Source organism: Prosthecobacter vanneervenii (assembly GCF_014203095.1).
Lineage (GTDB): Bacteria > Verrucomicrobiota > Verrucomicrobiia > Verrucomicrobiales > Verrucomicrobiaceae > Prosthecobacter > Prosthecobacter vanneervenii.
Genome location: NZ_JACHIG010000009.1, coordinates 31,489 through 51,280 on the forward strand (window position 1 = coordinate 31,489; position 19,792 = coordinate 51,280).

16 protein-coding genes are annotated in these 19,792 nt (G+C 61.5%); 10 read left to right on the top strand and 6 right to left on the bottom strand.

Features of this window, described 5'->3' with window-relative positions; all coding sequences use genetic code 11:
- Window positions 1-43: 43 nt before the first annotated feature.
- The 3 genes from HNQ65_RS18840 to HNQ65_RS18850 all read left to right on the top strand — a co-directional run bounded on the left by HNQ65_RS18840 (window position 44) and on the right by HNQ65_RS18850 (window position 4,676).
- A complete protein-coding gene (locus HNQ65_RS18840; protein ID WP_184341849.1) occupies window positions 44-3,208 on the top strand; it encodes a serine/threonine-protein kinase in 3,165 nt (1,054 codons plus the stop codon).
- Window positions 3,205-3,921: an RNA polymerase sigma factor gene (locus HNQ65_RS18845; protein WP_184341851.1), complete on the top strand. Its 717-nt coding sequence runs from the start codon at window positions 3,205-3,207 to the stop codon at window positions 3,919-3,921. The genes HNQ65_RS18840 and HNQ65_RS18845 overlap by 4 nt, the downstream gene beginning before the upstream one ends.
- 101 nt (window positions 3,922-4,022) lie before the next feature.
- Window positions 4,023-4,676, top strand: a complete 654-nt coding sequence (locus HNQ65_RS18850; protein WP_184341853.1) for a transposase — start codon at window positions 4,023-4,025, stop codon at window positions 4,674-4,676.
- A gap of 85 nt (window positions 4,677-4,761) precedes the next feature.
- Here the strand turns inward: HNQ65_RS18850 and aspS are convergent, their stop codons facing one another.
- Window positions 4,762-6,588, bottom strand: coding sequence for an aspartate--tRNA ligase (gene aspS, locus HNQ65_RS18855; protein ID WP_184341855.1), 1,827 nt, complete (start codon window positions 6,586-6,588; stop codon window positions 4,762-4,764).
- 110 nt (window positions 6,589-6,698) lie between these two features.
- On the opposite strand from aspS, the gene HNQ65_RS18860 reads away from it, so the two are divergent.
- Both HNQ65_RS18860 and HNQ65_RS18865 read left to right on the top strand, forming a co-directional pair.
- Window positions 6,699-8,186 carry a sulfatase gene (locus HNQ65_RS18860; protein ID WP_246438426.1) on the top strand — a complete coding sequence of 496 codons (1,488 nt, stop codon included), beginning with the start codon at window positions 6,699-6,701 and terminating at the stop codon, window positions 8,184-8,186.
- Between the two features lie 316 nt (window positions 8,187-8,502).
- Complete coding sequence (locus tag HNQ65_RS18865; protein WP_184341859.1) at window positions 8,503-9,099, top strand: RNA polymerase sigma factor; 597 nt, start codon at window positions 8,503-8,505, stop codon at window positions 9,097-9,099.
- Between the two features lie 102 nt (window positions 9,100-9,201).
- Here HNQ65_RS18865 and HNQ65_RS18870 read toward each other — a convergent pair whose 3' ends face one another.
- On the bottom strand, window positions 9,202-10,242 hold the full coding sequence (locus HNQ65_RS18870) for a methionine synthase (protein WP_184341861.1): 1,041 nt from the start codon (window positions 10,240-10,242) through the stop codon (window positions 9,202-9,204).
- 164 nt (window positions 10,243-10,406) lie between these two features.
- On the opposite strand from HNQ65_RS18870, the gene HNQ65_RS18875 reads away from it, so the two are divergent.
- The gene (locus HNQ65_RS18875) at window positions 10,407-11,243 is read left to right on the top strand and encodes a PEP-CTERM sorting domain-containing protein (protein WP_184341863.1); all 837 of its coding nucleotides are present in this window, start codon (window positions 10,407-10,409) and stop codon (window positions 11,241-11,243) included.
- Here the strand turns inward: HNQ65_RS18875 and HNQ65_RS18880 are convergent, their stop codons facing one another.
- Genes HNQ65_RS18880 through HNQ65_RS18895 form a run of 4 tightly spaced genes read right to left on the bottom strand, consistent with a single transcriptional unit; the run spans window position 11,244 to window position 14,192 of the window.
- On the bottom strand, window positions 11,244-12,023 hold the full coding sequence (locus HNQ65_RS18880) for a sugar isomerase domain-containing protein (protein ID WP_184341865.1): 780 nt from the start codon (window positions 12,021-12,023) through the stop codon (window positions 11,244-11,246).
- A complete protein-coding gene (locus tag HNQ65_RS18885; RefSeq protein ID WP_184341867.1) occupies window positions 12,020-12,919 on the bottom strand; it encodes an ROK family protein in 900 nt (299 codons plus the stop codon). The genes HNQ65_RS18880 and HNQ65_RS18885 overlap by 4 nt, the downstream gene beginning before the upstream one ends.
- 23 nt (window positions 12,920-12,942) lie before the next feature.
- Window positions 12,943-13,368, bottom strand: coding sequence for a hypothetical protein (locus HNQ65_RS18890; RefSeq protein WP_184341869.1), 426 nt, complete (start codon window positions 13,366-13,368; stop codon window positions 12,943-12,945).
- Between the two features lie 35 nt (window positions 13,369-13,403).
- Complete coding sequence (locus tag HNQ65_RS18895; protein WP_184341871.1) at window positions 13,404-14,192, bottom strand: SDR family NAD(P)-dependent oxidoreductase; 789 nt, start codon at window positions 14,190-14,192, stop codon at window positions 13,404-13,406.
- Between the two features lie 152 nt (window positions 14,193-14,344).
- Here HNQ65_RS18895 and HNQ65_RS18900 point away from each other — a divergent pair, with 152 nt between their 5' ends.
- The 4 genes from HNQ65_RS18900 to HNQ65_RS18915 all read left to right on the top strand — a co-directional run bounded on the left by HNQ65_RS18900 (window position 14,345) and on the right by HNQ65_RS18915 (window position 19,778).
- Window positions 14,345-17,431, top strand: a complete 3,087-nt coding sequence (locus HNQ65_RS18900; protein WP_184341873.1) for a tetratricopeptide repeat protein — start codon at window positions 14,345-14,347, stop codon at window positions 17,429-17,431.
- Between the two features lie 58 nt (window positions 17,432-17,489).
- The gene (locus HNQ65_RS18905) at window positions 17,490-18,389 is read left to right on the top strand and encodes a sugar phosphate isomerase/epimerase family protein (protein ID WP_184341875.1); all 900 of its coding nucleotides are present in this window, start codon (window positions 17,490-17,492) and stop codon (window positions 18,387-18,389) included.
- A 211-nt stretch (window positions 18,390-18,600) separates the two neighbouring features.
- Window positions 18,601-19,188, top strand: a complete 588-nt coding sequence (locus tag HNQ65_RS18910; RefSeq protein WP_184341877.1) for a hypothetical protein — start codon at window positions 18,601-18,603, stop codon at window positions 19,186-19,188.
- A 134-nt stretch (window positions 19,189-19,322) separates the two neighbouring features.
- The gene (locus HNQ65_RS18915; RefSeq protein WP_184341879.1) at window positions 19,323-19,778 is read left to right on the top strand and encodes a hypothetical protein; all 456 of its coding nucleotides are present in this window, start codon (window positions 19,323-19,325) and stop codon (window positions 19,776-19,778) included.
- The last annotated feature ends 14 nt before the right edge of the window (window positions 19,779-19,792 follow it).

Below are 19,792 nucleotides of genomic sequence, written 5' to 3' on the forward strand. Positions count from 1 at the left end.
CTTGTGTAACCTGCGCCGCCACATTCCCCATGCAGCCGGTATCATGGACTCTCCCCCTTCCTCCTCTGATCCCTTTCATGGGCTGAACCCCGCCGACCTCATGGCCGCAGCAGCCATGCCGACCGACGGCGGCGCGGACACACTGCCACTCTCCCGCGCCGACCTGCCCTCTGTGGCGGAAATCGCGGCTGCGTTTCCTGATCTCGAAATCCTGGATCTCATCGGCCACGGCGGCATGAGCGCGGTTTTCAAGGCGCGCCAGCCGAGGCTGGACCGCATCGTGGCGCTGAAAGTGCTGCCCAAGTCGCTGGCGGCGACGCCCGGCTTTGCGGAGCGATTTACACGGGAGGGCCGTGTGCTGGCGCGGCTGAGCCATCCGGGCATCGTGACGGTGCATGATTTTGGCGAGAGCGGAGGCTTCTGTTACCTCATCATGGAATACGTCGATGGTGTAAACCTGCGCCAGGCCATGCGTGCCGGGCGCTTCACACCGGAGCAGGCGCTGGGCATCGTGCCCGTGATGTGCGAGGCGCTGCAGTATGCCCACAGCCAGGGCGTGCTGCACCGCGACATCAAGCCGGAGAACATCCTGCTGGATGCGCAGGGCCGGGTGAAGATCGTGGACTTTGGCATCGCCAAGATCCTGGATGAAAAAGGCGGCGACTCCATGCTGCTGACGCAGAGCGGCGCGCGGCTGGGCACTGCCCCCTACATGGCGCCGGAGCAGATCGAAAAGCCCGCCACGGTGGACCACCGCGCAGACATCTACAGCCTGGGCGTGGTGTTTTACGAGATGCTCACCGGAGAGCTGCCGCTCGGCCGCTTTGCCGCCCCCTCTGAAAAGGCGGCGGTGAACGGCGGCATGGACGAGATCGTCTTCAGGGCTCTGGCCAAAGAGCGCGAGCGCCGCCAGCAGAGTGCGGGGGAGTTTAAGACACAAATCGAAGGTGTGGCCAGCCTGCCACCTCAGATGCGGCGCTCAGTGGCGTGGCAGTTTCAAAGCTTTGAATACAAGACCAGGCGCACGCTCTTTGGCATGCCGCTGCTGCATGTGACCTCCGGCATCGATCCCGCCACCGGGCGCAAGCGCGTAGCGCGCGGCTTCTTTGCCCTGGGAGACAAGGCCGTGGGCGTGGTGGCTTTTGGCGGGCAGGCTCGTGGCATCTTTGCCTGCGGCGGCATGGCCGTGGGCGTGGTGGCCATCGGGGGCATGGCGGTGGGGCTGGTCTGCTGGGGCGGGCTGGCGCTGGCGCTGGTGTTTGCCCTGGGCGGGCTCAGCATCGGCACGCTGGCCTCAGGCGGTGCGGCCATCGGCTGGCAGGCGCTGGGGGGCACGGCTTTCGGATGGTACGCGCACGGAGGCTATGTCATCGCCCAGCATGGGCTGGGCGGCCAGGTGTACGCGCCGCATGTGTACCAAGCCTTTGCCGAGCTGCCCGCCGCGCTGCGCTGGATGTCAGACACCTCCGGGTGGATGAGCTTTGGGGCCTTCCTGTGGCTGCCGCTGATGCTGCCCTCAGTCCTCGTGCCATGGTGGGCGCGCAGGCAGCTGGAGTTTGAGGCACTGGGGAGCAGCAGGAATGCCACCCCCTGGTATGAGCGCCCCTCTCGAGTGCTATGGACGCTGCCTGCCATGCTGCTGGTCTTTGGAGCCCTGGCGTGGATGTTCAGCCACTGGCTGCACGCGGGCGTGGCGGGAATAAGCGCGCCCATCTTTATCGCATCTGCAATCGGAGTCGTGGGACTCATCCTGGCGGGCATGAGCCTGCCGCTGTGGCTGCGGCTGGTGCCCATGAACTCCCTCTACGGCGTGCGCCTGCCTTCCGCCTTTGTCTCCGATCAGCGCTGGTATGATGTGAACGCTGTCTTTGGCAAGCAGCTCTTTGGCTGGTCGCTCACCATCGTGGGAGCAGGGCTGGCGGGCTTTTACCAGCTGCCGCGCCATCAGGATGCGTATGCCTGGGCTGCGCTCACGCTCACACTTGCCGGCGTGGCGGCTTCGGTGATCTCCACGCTGGTATGGATGCGCCGCCATCCGGTGGGCGGGCCGGAGATCAAGCCACACCGGCTGGCGCGAAATCTTGAACTGCTGCTACCGGCGCTGGTGCTGGGCTTTTTCATCAAGGCCTTCATCTGCGCGTCCTATTCCATCCCCCATGGCAATGAGCCCGGCGTGGCCAAAGGCAGCTGGTGGCTGGCCTCACGCCTCAACACCGGCTTCGCGCCAGGAGATCTGATTGCCTATGCCCATGAGAGCGGCCAGACGTGGCTGGGCCGCGTGGTGGCAGTGGAGCCCAAGGGCCTGCGGCTGAAGCGTGGCAGCAGCAAGGAGGAGTTCTTCATGCCGTGGGATAAGATCATCGGCAAGATGCTGTTTTCGTACTGGCCCAGGGAGGCGTGGAAGGCGGGCGCGGATGTGGGGCCGGAAGCGCCTAACGCCTCACCGCCGCCTGTGGTGGAAGGCACCGCCCGTGCTCTGGAGCAAAAGCCCGTGCTGCGCTTTGTGCGGCTGCAGCGGAACCAGCAAAGCTGGGAATGGCCGCTGTATTCTCCGGATGGAAAGCCGCTGTACGATGAAAAATCCCGCCGTCTCGTCACCGAATCATCGGGAGATTCCATGTGCTCTGCTGGTGCTGAAGACTGCTGGCTGCAGATGTGGTTTGAACATCCGGACTTTGATCCTTACAGCGCGGTCGGGGTGGAAATCAGTGATGCGAGCGGCCTGCCGTTAAAAGATCGCGATGGCAGCCTCATGGGGCAGGGCAATGGTCTGGCGGGGCGAAATAATCCACTGCTCGGCTATGTGCTCAGTCCTGGGCGCGTTGGCAGGCTGCCTTCGGAAGTCCAGATCACCCTGCGGTACTCCATCGGTCCATGGCAGCCTGGCAAAGTGATCCCATCCACCTGGCAGGGGGCGATGTGGCTGAGCAAGGACTGCATGCTTGCCGGGCCTGGAGACGACTCCCGGCATCTGGCTTTTGTCTCATGGTCCATGGGTTCCTACGACACTCTCTATGATGCCGTGGCGCGGCTGAAAAACGGCGGCAGCACCGGGTCGCTTGATCTGTCGTGGGCTGGAAGCGGAGGGAACATCGTTCAGCGACGGAGCTTCCGGGTGTCTCTCAGCGAAGTGGAGTCTTTTCAGTTTCGCAGCCGCAAGATCCAAAGCGTGACTTTTACTCACGTGAAGACCCCGCCCCTCCCATGACCTCCTCCTTCCATGACACGCGCTGGACGCTCGTCTCCCGTTCGCGTGGCGAGGACCCGCAGGCGAAAGCGGCGCTGAGCGAGCTGTGCGCGGCCTACTATGCGCCGGTGGTGGCCTTTCTGCGGCGCGACGGGCGTGCCGAGGATGTGGCACGGGATCTGGCGCATGACTTCTTTGCCAAGCTGCTTGAGGGCGGGACGATTGACGGGGCCGATCCGCTGCGTGGGAAATTCCGGAGCTATCTGCTCATGGTGTTGAAACGCTTTGCCGCCAATCAACGAGACCGGGACCATGCGGCCAAGCGTGGAGGCGGGCAGGTGCATGCGGTGATCGACGGCGGCTCTGAGCAGACCGGCGCGGGACTGCAGATCGCGGATGCGAGCATCGAATCACCGGATGTGGCCTTTGACCGTGAATGGGCGCTGACGCTGCTGGCGCGTGCGCTGGCGCAGCTGGAACGTGACATGCGCGAGGATGGCAAATCAACGCAGTTTGAGACACTGAAACCCTGGCTGACGGCCGAAGGCGATGCCGCTCCGCAGAGCGAAGCCGCTGCGAAGCTAGGCATGAGCATCGAAGCCATGAAGGTGGCCGTGCATCGTTTGCGGAAGCGTTTTCGCGAAACCGTGAAGGTAGAGATCGCGCAGACGCTTGGCCATGCGGGAGATGTGAACGAAGAGATGGACGCGCTGATGCGGGCGCTGCGGAAGTAGCCCAGTTGCGCCGCAACTGGGTTCTGGTCCCAAGGTCTTCGTGTGGTCAACGCGATTCAGAAACTCAGTTGCGGCGCAACTGAGCAACTTTACGCTGTTGCATGGAGTTTCGGTTCTTTGATCCACGGGCGAAGACTGATGTCTCGCAGCGGCAGTTGCCGCACTGGGAACAGGACAACGCCTTCTACTTCATCACCTGGCGCACGGCGGATTCGATTCCACGGGATGTATTGGTACAATGGGAGGCGGAGCGACATGCATGGCTGGAGGCGCATGGCATCGATCCAAAGCTGGAAGACTGGCAGCGTGAAGTCGAGATGCTGCCAGAGCGGGATCATCGGGAGTTTTACAGGCTCTTCACCCTCAAGTGGCATGGGATGCTGGATGAGTGCCATGGCGAGTGTGTTCTCAAGCAGCCGAGGGTGAGCGAGATCGTGGCTGAAAACCTGCGGCATCAAGACGGCAGCAGATATGCACTGGAGGCTTTTGTGGTTATGCCAAATCATGTGCATGTGCTCGCAGGCGTGCATCGACGTGGCGAGATGAAAAATCTCTGCCGAAACTGGAAGCGATACACCGCAGGGAGAATCAACACGATGCTCGGGAAAGAAGGGCAGTTCTGGCAGTGGGAGAGCTTTGACCACGTCGTGCGCAGCGCGGCGAGCCTGGAGAAGTTCAAGAAATATATCTTCGACAACCCCATCAAGGCCCGCTTGAAGGAAGGCGAGTATCGAGTGTGGGCAAAGCCCAAGTAGCCCAGTTGCGCCGCAACTGGGTTGGTCTGGGAGTGTCGGGAGTTCAGTGCGGTCAGAAACTCAGTTGCGGCGCAACTGAGCAACTTTACGCCACTGCTGCAGCCTCCGGCTTCTTCTCCTTGTAGGTGCTCTGGATGTAGATCTCGCGCAGGGTCTTGAAGTCGATCTGCGTGGGGCTGTCGGTCATCAAATCGCTGCCCTTGTTGTTTTTCGGGAAGGCGATCACTTCGCGGATGCTGTCCTCTCCGCTCACCAGCATGGCGATGCGGTCGAGGCCGAGCGCGAGGCCGCCGTGGGGAGGTGCGCCGAAGCGGAAGGCGTCGAGGATGTGGCCAAACTTGTGGGCCTGCTCCTCTTCGTTCACGCCGAGCACACTGAAGAGCTTGGCCTGCAGGTCCTTTTCATGGATTCGGATGGAGCCGCCGCCGAGTTCGTAGCCGTTGAGCACCACGTCGTAGGCTTCGGCGCGCACCTTGGCGTATTCGCCGGCTTCCATGAGCGGAATGTCTTCCGTCTTCGGGCGGGTGAAGGGATGATGCACGGCCACCCAGCTCTGCGTTTCCGCGTCCTGGGCCAGCAGCGGGAAGTCCACCACCCACAGGAAGTTCAGCGCGGTGCTGTCTTTGGTGAGCTGCGTCATGTTGGCGATCTCCACGCGCACGCGGCCGAGGATGTCGCAGGCTTCCTGCCAGGTGCCGGCGTAGAAGAAGACGATGTCGTTCTCCTCGACCCCGAGCTTGGCGATGAGCGCCTTCTGCTCGTCCTCGCTGAAGAACTTCCAGAGCGGGCTCTTGTATTCGAGCACGCCGTTGGCATCGCGCTCCACCTTGATGAAGGCGAGCTGCTTGACCTTCATGCCCGCCTGCGTGGCGATCTCGTTGAGGCGGATCATCTGGCCGGTGGTGATGCCGGCAAAGCCCTTGGCATTGATGGCACGCACGACGCCGCCGTTTTCAATGGTGGTGCGGAAGATCTTGAAGCCGCTGTTCGCGAAGACGTCGGCCATGTCCACGATCTCGTTGCCGTAGCGCGTATCCGGCTTGTCGGAGCCGTAGCGGTCCATGGCTTCCTGGTAGGTCATGCACGGGAAGGGCGCGGGGATGTCGCGGCCGGTGCCGGCTTTGAACATGCTCACGAGAAGGCCTTCGACGAGGTTCACGATGTCGTCGCGCTGGATGAAGCTGGCCTCGATGTCGATCTGGGTGAACTCCGGCTGGCGGTCGGCGCGCAGGTCTTCATCGCGGAAGCAGCGGGCGATCTGGAAGTAGCGCTCCAAACCGGCCACCATCATGAGCTGCTTGTACTGCTGCGGGGCCTGCGGCAGCGCGTAGAATTTGCCGGGGTTCAGACGGGCAGGCACCAGGAAGTCGCGTGCGCCTTCAGGCGTCGGGTTGCTGAGGATCGGCGTCTCCACTTCAATGAAGCCAGCTCCGTCCAGGTAGTTGCGCGCGGCGTTGGTGATCTTGTGGCGCGTGCGGATGTTCTTGCTCATGCGCTCGCGGCGCAGGTCCAGGTAGCGGTACTTCATGCGCATGTCCTCATTGGACAGCTCGCGGTCCAGCTGGAAGGGCAGCACGTCGGCCTTGTTGAGGATTTTGCACTCGGTGGCGACGATTTCGACATCGCCGGTGCCCAGCTTGGCGTTTTCGGTGCCCTTGAGACGGGCGGCCACCTTGCCGGTGATCTGCAGCACGTCTTCGTCACGCAGAGTGTGGCTCTGCGCGGCGAGCTCGGCGTTTTCTTCCGGGCGGAAGACCACCTGGGTCAGGCCTTCGCGGTCGCGCAGGTCGATGAAGATGACGCCGCCATGGTCGCGCGCCGAATTCACCCAGCCACACAGGGTGACGGTCTGGCCGATGTGCTCAGAGCGGACGGCGTTGCAGTGAAGGGAACGGTAGGCGTTGGGGATCATGGCGGAAAAAAGGGCGCGTAGAGTCGGCGGATTCGGCCCGGGTGCAAGGGGGAATGGAGGCAGGCAAAACGCGGGCAAGGTCCGGGCCCGGCGGTCCGTTTTCACCGGCCATGTTTCGGAAATGCCTGCTTTCCCTCGTCTTTTGCGCCTCGGTGCTGCCTGCCGCAGAGCGGCCCAATGTGGTGTTTTTCCTGGTGGACGACCTGGGGCAGCGCGACCTCGGCTGCTACGGCAGCAGCTTTTACGAGACGCCGAACATCGACCGCCTGGCCAAAGAAGGAGCACGTTTTACCGATGCCTACGCCGCCTGCCCGGTGTGCTCGCCCACGCGTGCAGCCATCCAGACGGGGCGCTGGCCTCAGCGCACGGGCATCACGGACTACATCGGCGCGCCGCTGAAACCGGAAGGCTGGAAGCGCAATACACGCCTGCTGCCTGCGCCGTACTCCGACCGCCTGGCGCATGAGGAGGTAACGCTGGGAGAGCTCATGAAAAGCGCGGGCTATGCCACTTTCTTTGGCGGGAAGTGGCACCTGGGCCCCGAGGGCTTCTGGCCAGAGGACCAGGGCTACGACGTGAACATGGGCGGCATCGACCGCGGCGGGCCCTATGGCCGTGGCAAATACTTCGTGCCCTACGACAACCCGCGCCTGCCCGACGGCCCGCCTGGCGAGCACCTGCCTGACCGGCTGGCTACGGAGGCGGGGAAGTTCATCGAGGCGCACAAGGCGCAGCCCTTCTTTGTCTGCTTCTCCTTCTACTCCGTTCACACGCCGCTGCAGTCGCGCCCGGATTTGCAGGCCAAGTATGAGGCCAAGCGCCAGAAACTGGGGCTGGAGCCCAAGTTTGGCCGCGAGGAGCCACGCGATGTGCGGCTGGTGCAGGAGCACGCTGTCTATGCCGGCATGGTGGAGGCCATGGACGCCGCCGTGGGCAAGGTTTTGTCTAAGTTGGAACAACTGGGCCTGGACAAAAACACGCTCGTCTTTTTCACCTCCGACAACGGCGGCCTGAGCACGAGCGAGGGATCTCCCACCTCCAATCTGCCGCTGCGTGGCGGCAAGGGCTGGCTGTATGAGGGCGGCATCCGCGAGCCCCTCATCGTGCGCTGGCCCGGCGTGGTGAAGCCAGGCACCGCGGTGGCTACGCCGGTGTGCAGTCCGGACTACTTTGCCACCCTGGCAGATATCACAGGCACCAAGCCGACCTCCAAGATCGACGGCGTGAGCCTGCGCCCCGTGCTGGAGGGCAAAGAGCTGCCGGAGCGCCCGCTCTTCTGGCACTACCCGCACTACGGCAATCAGGGCGGAGCCCCCGGGGCCGCCATGCGAAAGGGTGACTGGAAGCTCATCCAGTGGTCCGAGCAGGAGCGGCCGGAGCTTTTTAATCTAAAGATTGATCTCAGTGAAACCAAAGACCTGTCCAAGCAGGAACCGGAGCGTGTGAAGGCCATGCTGGCCGAACTGCAGGCCTGGCAGAAAGACGTGGGTGCGCTGCTACCCACGCCCAACCCCGCCTACGATCCCTCCAAGCCAGACGGCCGCGCCGCGCCGCCTGCCAATGCCGGGAAGAAAGCAGGCAAAAAGAAGGTCCAATAAGGCACTGCGCTGGCTGGAGTGCCTGGCGCTTCAAGCCTGGGTGTGGATGCACATTGAACCCAGCGAAGGACTCCCGTGGAGACACCTTCAGCCCGTCATGGCCGATTAGCCATGTCCGCCGACACTGTGCGGAAATCTAGACAAGCTGGGAATAAGCCCCCTACCCCGGACCTCGTACATTTGTCCAGTCTTCGGGAGCCGCCGTGTAGCGGAATCTAGACAAAATCGACTTACTATTAGACAAAAATAAAACAAATCTTTGACGAAGATCACTTTTGTCGCAATTATTCCCCTCGTTAGCCAACCACACCTCAACATGAACGCGACTGAAACGACCCCCGAGTTAGATCCCAGCGTCATCGAAGACATCCGGCTCCTGAAGCGAATCGCCGAGCGCGATTCAGCCAGCTTCCAGACCTTCTACAAAAAGTACAGCGGCCTCATCTTTGCCTCCATCTCCAATGTACTGAACGACCACCACGACACCGAGGACGTGATGCAGGAAGTGCTGGTGCAGGTCTGGAACAAGGCCCACCTCTACGAACCCCGCAAGGGCAAGCCCCTCACCTGGCTGACCACCCTGGCCCGGAATCGTGCCATCGACCGCATCCGCTCCAAGCAGCGCCGCTCACGCCTGAATGACGACTTTGAGACAGAAAACAAGAAGGACCAGTATGAGTTTGAGCCCTCCGGCCACGAAAATCTGGAAACCAAGGAGCGCGACACCATTCTGCACAGTGCGGTGTCACGACTGACGGACGACCAACGCGAGGCCATCGAGCTGACTTACTTCAGCGGACTGACGCAGGCCGAGGTGGCCGAGCGCCTCCACGAGCCACTGGGCACCATCAAGGCGCGCATCCGCCGTGGTGTGAACCGCCTGGAGACGCTGGTGAAGCCGCGTCTGGCCTGATTCGATTCCCCCCCCAAAACCCAAACCCAAAACCAGAAGGGCGGACTCCGGTCCGCCCTTTTTATTTGTCTAACTTTGACTGCGTTAGCGGGCCAGGCGGCCTCAGGCCAGGCCGAGCTCCTTCTTCACGATGCCCACGCCAGCCACCATGCTCGCGAGCTTCTTCTTGGCGGCCCAGCGTGCGGTCTGTGAGAGACCACAGTCTGGGGCAAAGACGAGCTTTTCCGCAGGCGCGTGCTTGAGACAGGCGCGCACGGCGTCGGCGATCTGCTCGGGTGTCTCGATGTGGTAGCTCTTTACATCAATGATGCCCACGGCGACATCGTAGCGCTCGGCCATCGGTTTGATGACTTCCAGCTCGGCGTATTCGCGGTTGGCCATCTCCACGTGGACCTCGTCGCAATGAAGATCCAAGAAGGCGGGGAAAAGCGGCGCGTATTTGCGCCAGCCCACCGGGTGGCCTTTGAAATTGCCAAAGCACAGGTGCGTGCAGATGCGTGCCTTGCCATAGCCGCTGCTCACGGTGCGGTTGAAGATGTCCACAAAGCGCTTGGTATCCTCGCGGTAGCCGTAGCAGCTCATGCTGGGCTCATCCACGCAGATCTCCTCCGCGCCGGCGGCTACGAGATCGGCGATCTCCTTGTTCACGAGGGGCAGCAGCGCCTCGGTGATGGCGTAGCGGTCTTTGTATTGAGCATTCGGCGCAAGCCGCCCGCTAAGCGTGTAGGGCCCAGGCACGGAGACTTTGAGGCGCTTGCCCGTATGCGCAGCCAGCCGCTGCAGGCGCTGAAACTCCTCCACCGCACCCAGGCCGCGCGGGGCGCGCAGCTCTCCCACGATCTCGTGCTTGCCACGCTGGTCATGCGCCGGGGGGCCAAAGCGGCGCGGGCTGGCGGGCTCCAGCGCGATGCCCTCGATGAAGCCGTAGAAGGAGAGATTGAAGTCAAAGCGCGTCTGCTCGCCGTCCGTGATCACATCCAGCCCGGCGGCCAGTTGATCCTGGATGGCCACCTGAGCGGCGTCGTCCTGCATTTCAGAGATGTCCGCACTGCCAAATTCAGCCAGATGCCGGGCTGAAAACTCGAGCCAGCCGGGAAAAGGATAGCTGCCAATGACGGAGGTGCGGAGCGGTTGGGACTGCATGGGCAAGCATAGGACTGCAAGAGACTTAGCGTCAAAGCCAAGCCGCAAAGCACAACTGCTGGGCTGAAAGCTGCAATGACCGCAACTGCGCCTAAACTAAACCTTAGTTTAGTTTGCAATAGATGCACTAGGTATGGATAGTACAGCTCCAACCATCCAACCTTATGAAACTTAACCATGTGTTTTGTTTTGCATTAGCTAATTATTGCACCCTCAATACGCTTAGCGCCCAAACCACCCTGGTGGGATCTGGAAGCAGCAGCTACAGCGACCTCTTCCCCTCTTCTAGCCCAGTGACCTATGACGTCCCCGGCGGAGGGCTGATATCGATCACGCTTTCCAATGGCTCCACCACCGCCACTCGAGGCTTGTGGGACCTGACGGCTCAAGGCGGGGCCAATGCCACCATTCTGCTCAGCCTGACGGAGTCGGCAGCGCAAGCAACGCTCACGGGGACATCGCTGCAGTTTGGTGTCAGCAATGACAACAACTCGCTTCTGGGCCTGCTGGGCACGGGAGCCAGCATTCACTATGCCTGGGATGCCGTGGCCTATTTTGACACACCGGGCAGCATCCTCAGCTACAGCCCAAACACGACCTACAGCGTGAGCTTTGACGTGGACGGCAACAACGGCCTGCTCAGCTCGGTGTCCGGGCTGACGCCGAGCTTCACCTTTGAGCTGATCGACGGCTCGGGCAATGCCCTGACCAGCAACAGCAACGGCACGCAGATCAACATTGCCGGGCTGCTGGGCACCGGCGTGCCCACGGGAACGATCAGCCTCACCTACACCACGGACAGCTCGACGCCTACCGGGCCTATCGGAGTACGCTTCATCGGTGATGCGCAGGTCGGCTCCTCCGCTCTCAGCCTAGGCACCACCTATGCCACGATCTCCAACCTCGACATCACCTCCACCCCTGTGCCGGAGCCTGGAAGCTGTGTGCTGATCGGTTCCGTGGGCGTGGCGATGCTGCTGAGGCGGAGGAGGCTGGGCTAACTAAGCTCCCAGCCCCGCATAATACGGGGCGATACGCCGGGCGTGCTCGTCATACGCGGCCTCGAAGAGTTCGGTGGCTTTCGCAGCGCCGACGACTGCACCTGCAGTGAGCACCTTGGGTGGCTGGCCGGCTTTGGTGAGGCGATCTGCCACTTCGGCCTTGATGCTGTTCACCAGCAGGCAGCCGCCCACGGTGCTGCCTGGGGCGACGGGGGTGTCGAGGTTTTCGATCTTGATCATCGCGTCTCCAACCGGCGCGCCAGTGTCGAGGACGATGTCGGAGAAATCCTGGAGCTTTTTGCCATCGCGATGGCGGCTGGTGCTGGCCTGGCTGTGCACGGTGCTGATGATGCCCACCACCTTGACGCCGCGCTTTTGGAACTCCTCGGCCATTTCCACGGGCACCACGTTGCAGCCGCTGCTGGAGATGACGAGGGCGCTGTCTCCGGCCTTGAGGTCGAAGTTGCGCAGGATGCGGTTCGCCAGACCGCTGACGTTTTCCAGAAACATGGCCTGCCGCTGGCCGTTCGCCCCGACGACGAGATTGTGGAAGGTCAGCGAGAGCTCGACGATGGGATTGAAGCCGGGGAATGAGCCGTAGCGCGGCCACATCTCCTCCACCAAGATGCGGCTGTGGCCGGAGCCGAAGACGTGCACCATCTGCCCGGCGAGGATCGTCTGCGCGAACAGGTCGGCGGCCTGCTGGATGAGCGGAAGCTGATCGCGGACACGGTTGAGAAGGCCTTGGCTGGCGTCGAGGTATTGGAGGGCGGGAGTCATGAGTGTTGAAGAAGATTAAAAACAGAACCGAGGCACCCGGCGCTGTCGCCAAGGGTGGCGGGGACGATGCGGGCCTGATTGCCGCCGGGACGCCATTCGAAGCCGTCCAGCGCCTGCTGCAGCGGGCCAAACAATCGCTCCCCTGCTCCGGTGGCGATGCCGCCGCCGACGATGACGACCTCGGGGTCGAGCACATTGATGAGCGAGGCGATGGCGGCAGCGAGATGCTTCACCGATTTGAGCCACACGGCGGCGGCATGCGCATCGCCTGCGCCATACGCATCGATCAGCGCATGTGTGGTGGCGTAGCGGCCCTCGCCGCGCTGAGAGATGGTCTGGTTTCCGATGGCGTCCTCCAGGCTGCCGGGGGTGTTAAAGTCATCGCAGGCGGCATTCGCATCAACCGTGACGTGGCCGAGATGCCCTGCGCGTCCGATCTTTCCCTGAAGCAAGCGACCGCCGCTCCAGATGGCACCGCCCACGCCCGTGCCGAGCGTGAGCATGAAGGCATCCTGCGTGTCCTTCGCCGCGCCTGCCCAGACCTCGCCGAGCAGAGCGGAGTGGGCATCATTCAGTACGCGGCAGTCGCGCTCCAGAAAGGCTGACCAGTGAAATTTCTCCAGCCCATGCATGCGCCCCGGCATCCAGTCGATGCAATGGCCGTTGGGATTCGCCAGCCCGGGCGCAGAGAGCCCGACGCGGAGCTTTTGCCCGGCCTGTGCTTCGAATTCCTGCACGATCTCACGCACCGTGAGAGCAAAGCGCGGGGTGTCGCCGTCGAATTCGCCATCGCGGGTGGGCTTGGAAAGCGTAGCCACGGTGCGGGCGCTGGCTGTCTCCACAAGCGCGGCTTTGATGTTGGTGCCGCCGAGGTCGATGCCGATGGATAAATTCATGAGGTTGGGTTGGGCTGAATTCATCAAGTGAATGTCGGACTGATTGAGAGACCTAATACCCATGCTTTCAACCTTGCCCCAACGGGTGGAATGGTATTCAGCAGGTCTTCAGAACAGAAAGTGACAAGTTCAGGTCCATTCTGGATGCAGACATCAATCAAAACGTATTCCGGGTCGATCTCTAGATGGCTTTGCACGGTTCCATCAATCACACTGACAGCGGGATCATCAGTCGGGAAAAAGCCTGATTCACCTTCATTCTGCTCCCTCTCGATTTCAAAACGAATCACCGAACGAAAATGCACCGTGGCTGAAAATTCCAAGGATAGACTCGATGCCTGCTCATGCCCTGCGCGCAGAATGACCGGAAGTTCAGCACCACCATGGCCAATGACGGCATAGCATAGATCGTAATCCATCTCATGCAGGGATTTGATCGTGAATGCCATAAATATATAAAGCGCTGCACTTTACCATCCATCATCTAACCAATCTGCCCTTCGCTCACTGTCCACCCGCCATCCACGGCAAGCACCTGGCCGGTGATGAATTTGGAATCGGCAGAGAGCAGCAGCAGCGCGGCGGCATCGCAGTCTTCGGGGTGGCCGATGCGGCCGCCGTCGAGGGGCTGCTTGGTTTTGATGAAGGTCATGATCTCGTTGTTTCCCGCAGCGCGCTTGGACATGGGCGTCTCCACCAGCGCGGGAGCGATGACGTTCACGCGGATGTTCTGCGGCGCATAATACGCGGCGATGGATTTGCTGAAGCCGATGATGCCCGCCTTGGCCGCCGCGTAGGCGTGCGAGGCAAAGAACTGCGCGGAGGGCGAGTAGCCGAGCACGCTGGCCATGTTGAGGATCACCCCGCCGCCGCCCTGCTTGAGGAACTGCTTCACCGCGGCGCGATTGGAGTAGATGACGGAGTTCAGGTTGAGAGCGAGCGTGTAGTCCAGGCCCTCGTCGGTCAGCTCATGCAGGGGGCCATCGCCACGGCTGCGGCCGCTGCCGCCTGCCACGTGATAGAGCGCATCCACCCGGCCAAACTCGCTGAGGGTCAGCTCCACTGCACGCTCAGCCGCCTCAGGCGTGGCAGCATCGGCGGCAAAGCCACGCGCCTGCGGGCCGAGCTCTGCCAGAGCGGCGTCCACATTCTCCTGCGTGCGGCTTGTCACCACCACCCGCGCCCCGGCGGCCACGAGCTTTTTCGCCGCAGACAAGCCCAGGCCCGTGGTGCCGCCCATGAGGATGATGTTCTGGCCTTGAAGATGAGACATGTGTGGTGATTGGAGGAACCGCACGAACACACGTGCCCTCATCGTGCGCAACCTCGCAGCTTTGGTTTTTACGGCTGGGTGAATGGCATAAACCCTTGTTTTCAGGCATTTTATTCTTGCCTAAGAAAGAATCATTTGATGAGATTCATCTCATGAAGCCACTCCTAGGCATATTTATACTCACCGCATCGCTCACAGCCAAAGCAGAGGAGTACATGGGCGCAGCCGCCGTGCTCAAACTGCTGGCGGAAAAGACACAAGCCCAGCCTGCCGCAGAAAAGAAGGCGGATCCCGTGGAAGAGCTGCGGCTGATGGTCAAAGCAATGCGTACCGAGGCGGCGTCCCTGGCACCGGCCGAGGCGGCAAAACGCTGGCTGGCTCTGCTGGACGCCTACCTCACCATCCCTGCCGAGCAGCTTTACTCCAACCGCGCCTATGAAGACCGCCTGAGCATGGCCACCATCATCATGGCCCTGCCTCCGCCCGCTGCGTGGGAGGAGATCCGTACCCAGCTCGAGAAACGCAAGGGAGCCAAGCCACTACAGAACGAGGCCCTTCGCCTGCTGGCGGCAGCACTTCTGGGAAACACCGCTGCAGAGAAAGAATGCCTGGAGCGGATGCGCAAGGAGGTCGCTTCGCTCAAAAAACTGGAGGACTACCAGCGCGAAAACTATCTGGAGAACATCGAGAACATCGCGGAGACACTGCAAACTTTGACAGGCTCCCCTGCCGAAAAGGCGGCATCCTTTGAGAAAAGCCTCTCCCAGCTGGAGAAAGGAGACGACACCTACCGCCAGCGACATGGGAGCAATCTCAACATTCCTGACCTCGTCAAACTCGTCGGCGAAAAGCATGCCGAAGAGCTGCTGATCCGCGTGCTGAAGTTTGGTCCTGATGCCATCGAGATCGACGGTACCGCCACACAAAAGCTGGCTGCCAGCCTGGCTCTGAAGCACATCGGCCTGCTCAAAAAGCCGCTGTGGGAGCTGGTGCACTCGCTGGATGACGCCGCTCTTTATGAGGCGCTGAAAAAGAAGTTTTCCCAGAAGGACAGGCAGGGGAACCAGCACCACGCGGAGCGCATTTACCTGGTGGCGCTGATCGCCGATGGCAGGACGGAGGATGCCACACGGCTGATCCTGGAGGAAGCCGGCCGCCGCGATGATGGCAGCGGTCTTCAGCTCGATGTGGATGACCTCGATGCCCTGGGACGTCAGGGGCTGGGAGCCAAGGTGCTGGGCTTTCTAAAGCAGCTCCTTTCGAAAGACCCAGGCATTCCCTGCTGGCGTCAGTTCATCGAGCTTTCCGCACGTCAGAATGCCTCTGCCGCTGCGCTGGAACTCATGGACAAAAGCCTGGCCACCCCCGGGCTCTCCGCTGGCGTGAAAAGCCAGATCCAATCCCACCGCTACCTGGCGCTGCTGGCGGCGGACAAGCGAGAGGAAGGTGTGCAGGTGCTGCGCGAACTGGTGAATGCAGGCCCGCAAGGCGGTGCCTCGGATGGCAAAGCACAGGCGCAGGAAGTACGGCAACGCTGGGAGCAGCTGGGCGTGCACGTCACCGAAGCGATGCTCAGCCGCTTTCAGCAGGAAGCGCGGGGTGGCGACTCCCGAGGCCTGGACGAATACATCCGCCTCTGCGGCAAGCTGGCGGCGCTGGGGCAGCTGCTAGGCAAGCCCGAACTGATCGAGGAGGGCCTGTCCAAGGCCAACGCGACCTATGAAACGCTGCCTGACAATGACCCCAACGGCCCATCTTTTGCGGATTCCCTGGTGGATCTGCTGCTGGACCACCAGCGTGGCCCCAAGGCGGAATCAGTGCTGGCCAATCAAATCGTCCGCATGCTTGGCGCAGACAAGCCACAACGCGGCCGCGTGCGGCTGGACTCCCAGCTGACTCAGCTGGCCGCCATCTACGACCAGGGGGGGCGCCATGCGGATGTGCTGGCCCTGCTGGAGCAGTCTCCCTACTGGGGCGCTCCGGATCTGGCGGCCTTTGAGTCCAACAACAGCGGAAAAACTCCGCTGCTGCTGATCGCCGCACGCGCCCTGGACGGTGCCGGACGTGCAGACGACGCCCGCCGCGTGGTCAGCCGGGCCCTGCAGGACTACCCTGCGACGGACGGCGTGTATGAGCTGCTGCTGAAAGTGGGCGCCAAACAACCGCTGGAGGAACTGCTGGATGAGATGGCGAAACGTGACCGGTTTGAGGAGCGGCCGCTCATCTGGAAGGCACGCGTGCAGTTGAATGCCGGAAAGCTCGATGAAGCGGAAAAAACCGTTCGTGCCGCCATCGCCATCGATCCCAGCGATGGCGAGCAGGGCAAAGGAGACCGCATGCGCGCCTACGCCGTGCTGGCGGAGGTACTGGAGAAAAAAGGAGACGCCGACACCGCCAAGATCATGCGCGGGGCCGTGAGCGCCATCCGCAAGTCCGAGGCCGCAGACGACTGGTGGCAGGCCGGGCTGCTGAGCGAGGCCGTGCGCCGCTACGAGGCGGCACTGCTGGACTTTGCCGACGCCTACTGCATCCAGTCCAGACTGGCGCTGCGCTATAGCGAGGTCGGAGATATGGCCAGGGCGGAGCAGCACTACCTGCGCGCCTTTGAGCTCATGCCCGAGAGCTTTGGCCGAGTGGAGAGCCACTGCTTTGGCTGTGAAGGCGCCTTTAAAAACCACCAGGCGCAAAACGCGGCGGACAAAGTGTTTACACGGCTGGCAGCCACACCGCCCGTGAAAGCGCAGGTGTATTACCTGCTGGGCTACCTTCGCGAATCTCAAGACCGTTCGGCGGATGCCGCTGAAGCCTACCGCCAGGCGGTGAAAACGGACCCCGATTACCTTAATGCCTGGAAGGAGCTGTCGTCCCTTTCGGAAACCTCCGGCATCGCCGATGAGGAGAGAGAAAATGCCGCGCTGCAGATCTTCCGCCTGGACCCCGCCGGCAGGCATTCGGGCCCCGACTTGAACCGGTTGCATGATCTGCGCCGCCTCTGGGGTGCGCTGCTGGACGCCGAGAAAAACCAGCCCCCGACGGAAACAGGCCCGCTGCTGCCCCTGACCGCAGCAAAAGCCAAAATCGAAGCTCAAAAAACAACAGCCGCCGGAGGTGCCAACCCCTGGGACACCTGGAGCTATCCCACCCTCTTTTCGCGTCGGAATGATACCCGCCAGCATCTCACGGAACATCACCTGATCAATGTTCTCACCAACTTCGTGGACAGCCTCAGCCGGATGTAACCGAAACCCGGCAGAAAAATGTCGCCATGTGCGGCGTTGAGAGGATGCTCCCAATCTCATGAACACCCGCCGCTCCTTCCTTCAGACCCTTTCTGCCACTGCACTCGCCAGCGCCCTGCCAGCCACCGCGGCTGAGACCAAAAAGAACACCGTGTGCTTCTTCACCAAGCATCTGATCGGCCTGAGCTATGACGACATCGCCAGCCTGGGTGCCGAGGCCGGCTACAACGGCGTGGAGTCGCCCATCCGGCCCAAGGGCCACATCGAGCCTGAGAAGGTGGTGGATGAGCTGCCGAAGTACATCGAGGCGCTGAAAAAGCAGGGGCTGGAAATGACCATCATGACCTCCGGCATCAATGAAGTGAGCAAGGAGCAGCGCACCGAGGAGGTGCTGCGCACGGCGGCCAAGCTGGGCGTGAAACGCTTCCGCATGAACTACTACAAGTACGACCTCAAGCAGCCCATCTGGGACCAGCTCCAGGCCGTGCGCCCCAGGATCAAGGACCTCGTGGCCCTGTGCAAGGAGATCGGCATCCAGCCCATGTTTCAAAATCACAGCGGCAAGGACTACTTCGGCGCGCCCGTGTGGGACATCTACTCCATCATGCGCGAGTATCCGGCGGCGGACTTCAGCTTCGCCTACGACATCCTACACTCCACCTGCGAAGGCGGCCTCTCCTGGCCGCTGGAGTTCAACCTCGTCAAAGACCACATCGGCGCCGCCTACTTCAAAGACTTCAAATGGAACGGCCGGAAGCTCGTCACCTGCCCCCTCGGCGAAGGCCAGGTGGACCCGAAATACGGCGAGATGCTCATGAAAACCGGCTACAGCGGACCGATCTCGTTACACCTGGAATACCTGGAGGGGAACCCGAAGGACGCTGCCGTGCTGAAGGGATTCCGCGAGGCACATGTGCGCGATATGAAGACGCTCAGCGGGTGGCTGGGCTGGGCGTAATAGAGTGGAGTGGGGTTCGTCTCCTGAAAAATGATTGGTGTGTCAGCGAATGACACTCGTAGCTTGACCGCAGGTGTCACACATCCTGCTGCCAACCGCCTTCGCCCCTTGCAGGATGTGCGCCACCTGCTAGCCTCCTCCCACGTCGAAGCTCACCTCCGCCCCTGCCGTGCCTCAGCTTAGACGTTCGGCGACTGAGAACGTTTTTCTTATGACACACCCGGAAGTATTCATCATCGAATCGCTCAACCCCGACGACGAAAGAGCATCACGCTTCGAGGGACGTATCATCTCAGATATACTCCACTTGAGCGGCAAACAGTGCGAATACCGGTATATCCGCACGAAGCGTGAACTGATGTGGGCAGTCCAGACATTCATCGATTCGGACTTTCGGTATCTTCACATTTCCAGCCACGGCAACCCCACCACCATGTTCACGACCCTAGACACCTTGCCGTTCGCAGACTTCGCCCAGATTGTCCGCCCCGCCCTTCGGAACCGCCGTTTATTTATCTCCGCATGCTCGATGACCAATACTGCATTGGCGGATGCCATCATGCCGGGCTCCGGCTGTTATTCACTCATCGGCCCGAGGAAAGACGTTTACTTTGCCGACGCTGCCTTACTCTGGGCCTCCTTCTACCACCTCATGTTCAAGCGCAATGAAGCTGCAATGAAGAGGGCCGACATCATAGACACTGTTCATTCGGTAGCCTCCACCTTCGACGTCCCACTTCGATACTACTCCGCAAGCAACGACGTTAAGGGATACAAGACCAGAGGCGTGAAGCCATGATTGTCCAACGTCGCCTAAGCATGCGCAGCAGCGAACGACTCCGGCTGTCACGCTGGCAGCTTCCGCCACCTTGCCGCCAGCGCGCCATCCTCTGCCATCGCTGAGCTTGGGTCGTTAGACGTTTCCTCGCGCATATGAAATTCAAGGTGTTCCCAGACCCCGGAAAGCTGCCGACACTGCCACCTCCCAATGTTGGAGAGCGGTTTTCACTGAGTCTTCCGGGACTTCCGCCACGCAAGCAGAGACATCGTTCATGCCGCAACCCAAAACACCCACATTACGACCGCTTTGTCCTGCTTCGGGAGGCTGCAACTAATGCGATGCGTGGTCGCCAGTGGTTTCTTGGCACGGTCGGTCTTGATTTGCTCATGTTTGGCCCAGAGCGTCTCCACTGGCTCGTAGCCAACGAGTATATTGGCGGCATCATGGACACACTCGGCGGCTGCCACGGCACGTCTTTTACCTACTTGCCGGTCGTGTATCAGGACGACTGCCAGGTGATTTCCATGTCCACGAACTTCCAGATTGAATCTTCGCCTCGTTACACGCTCGATGTTTCCTTCATTCAGAGTCAAGCACATCCGAGCTGAGTTAAGACGACGCT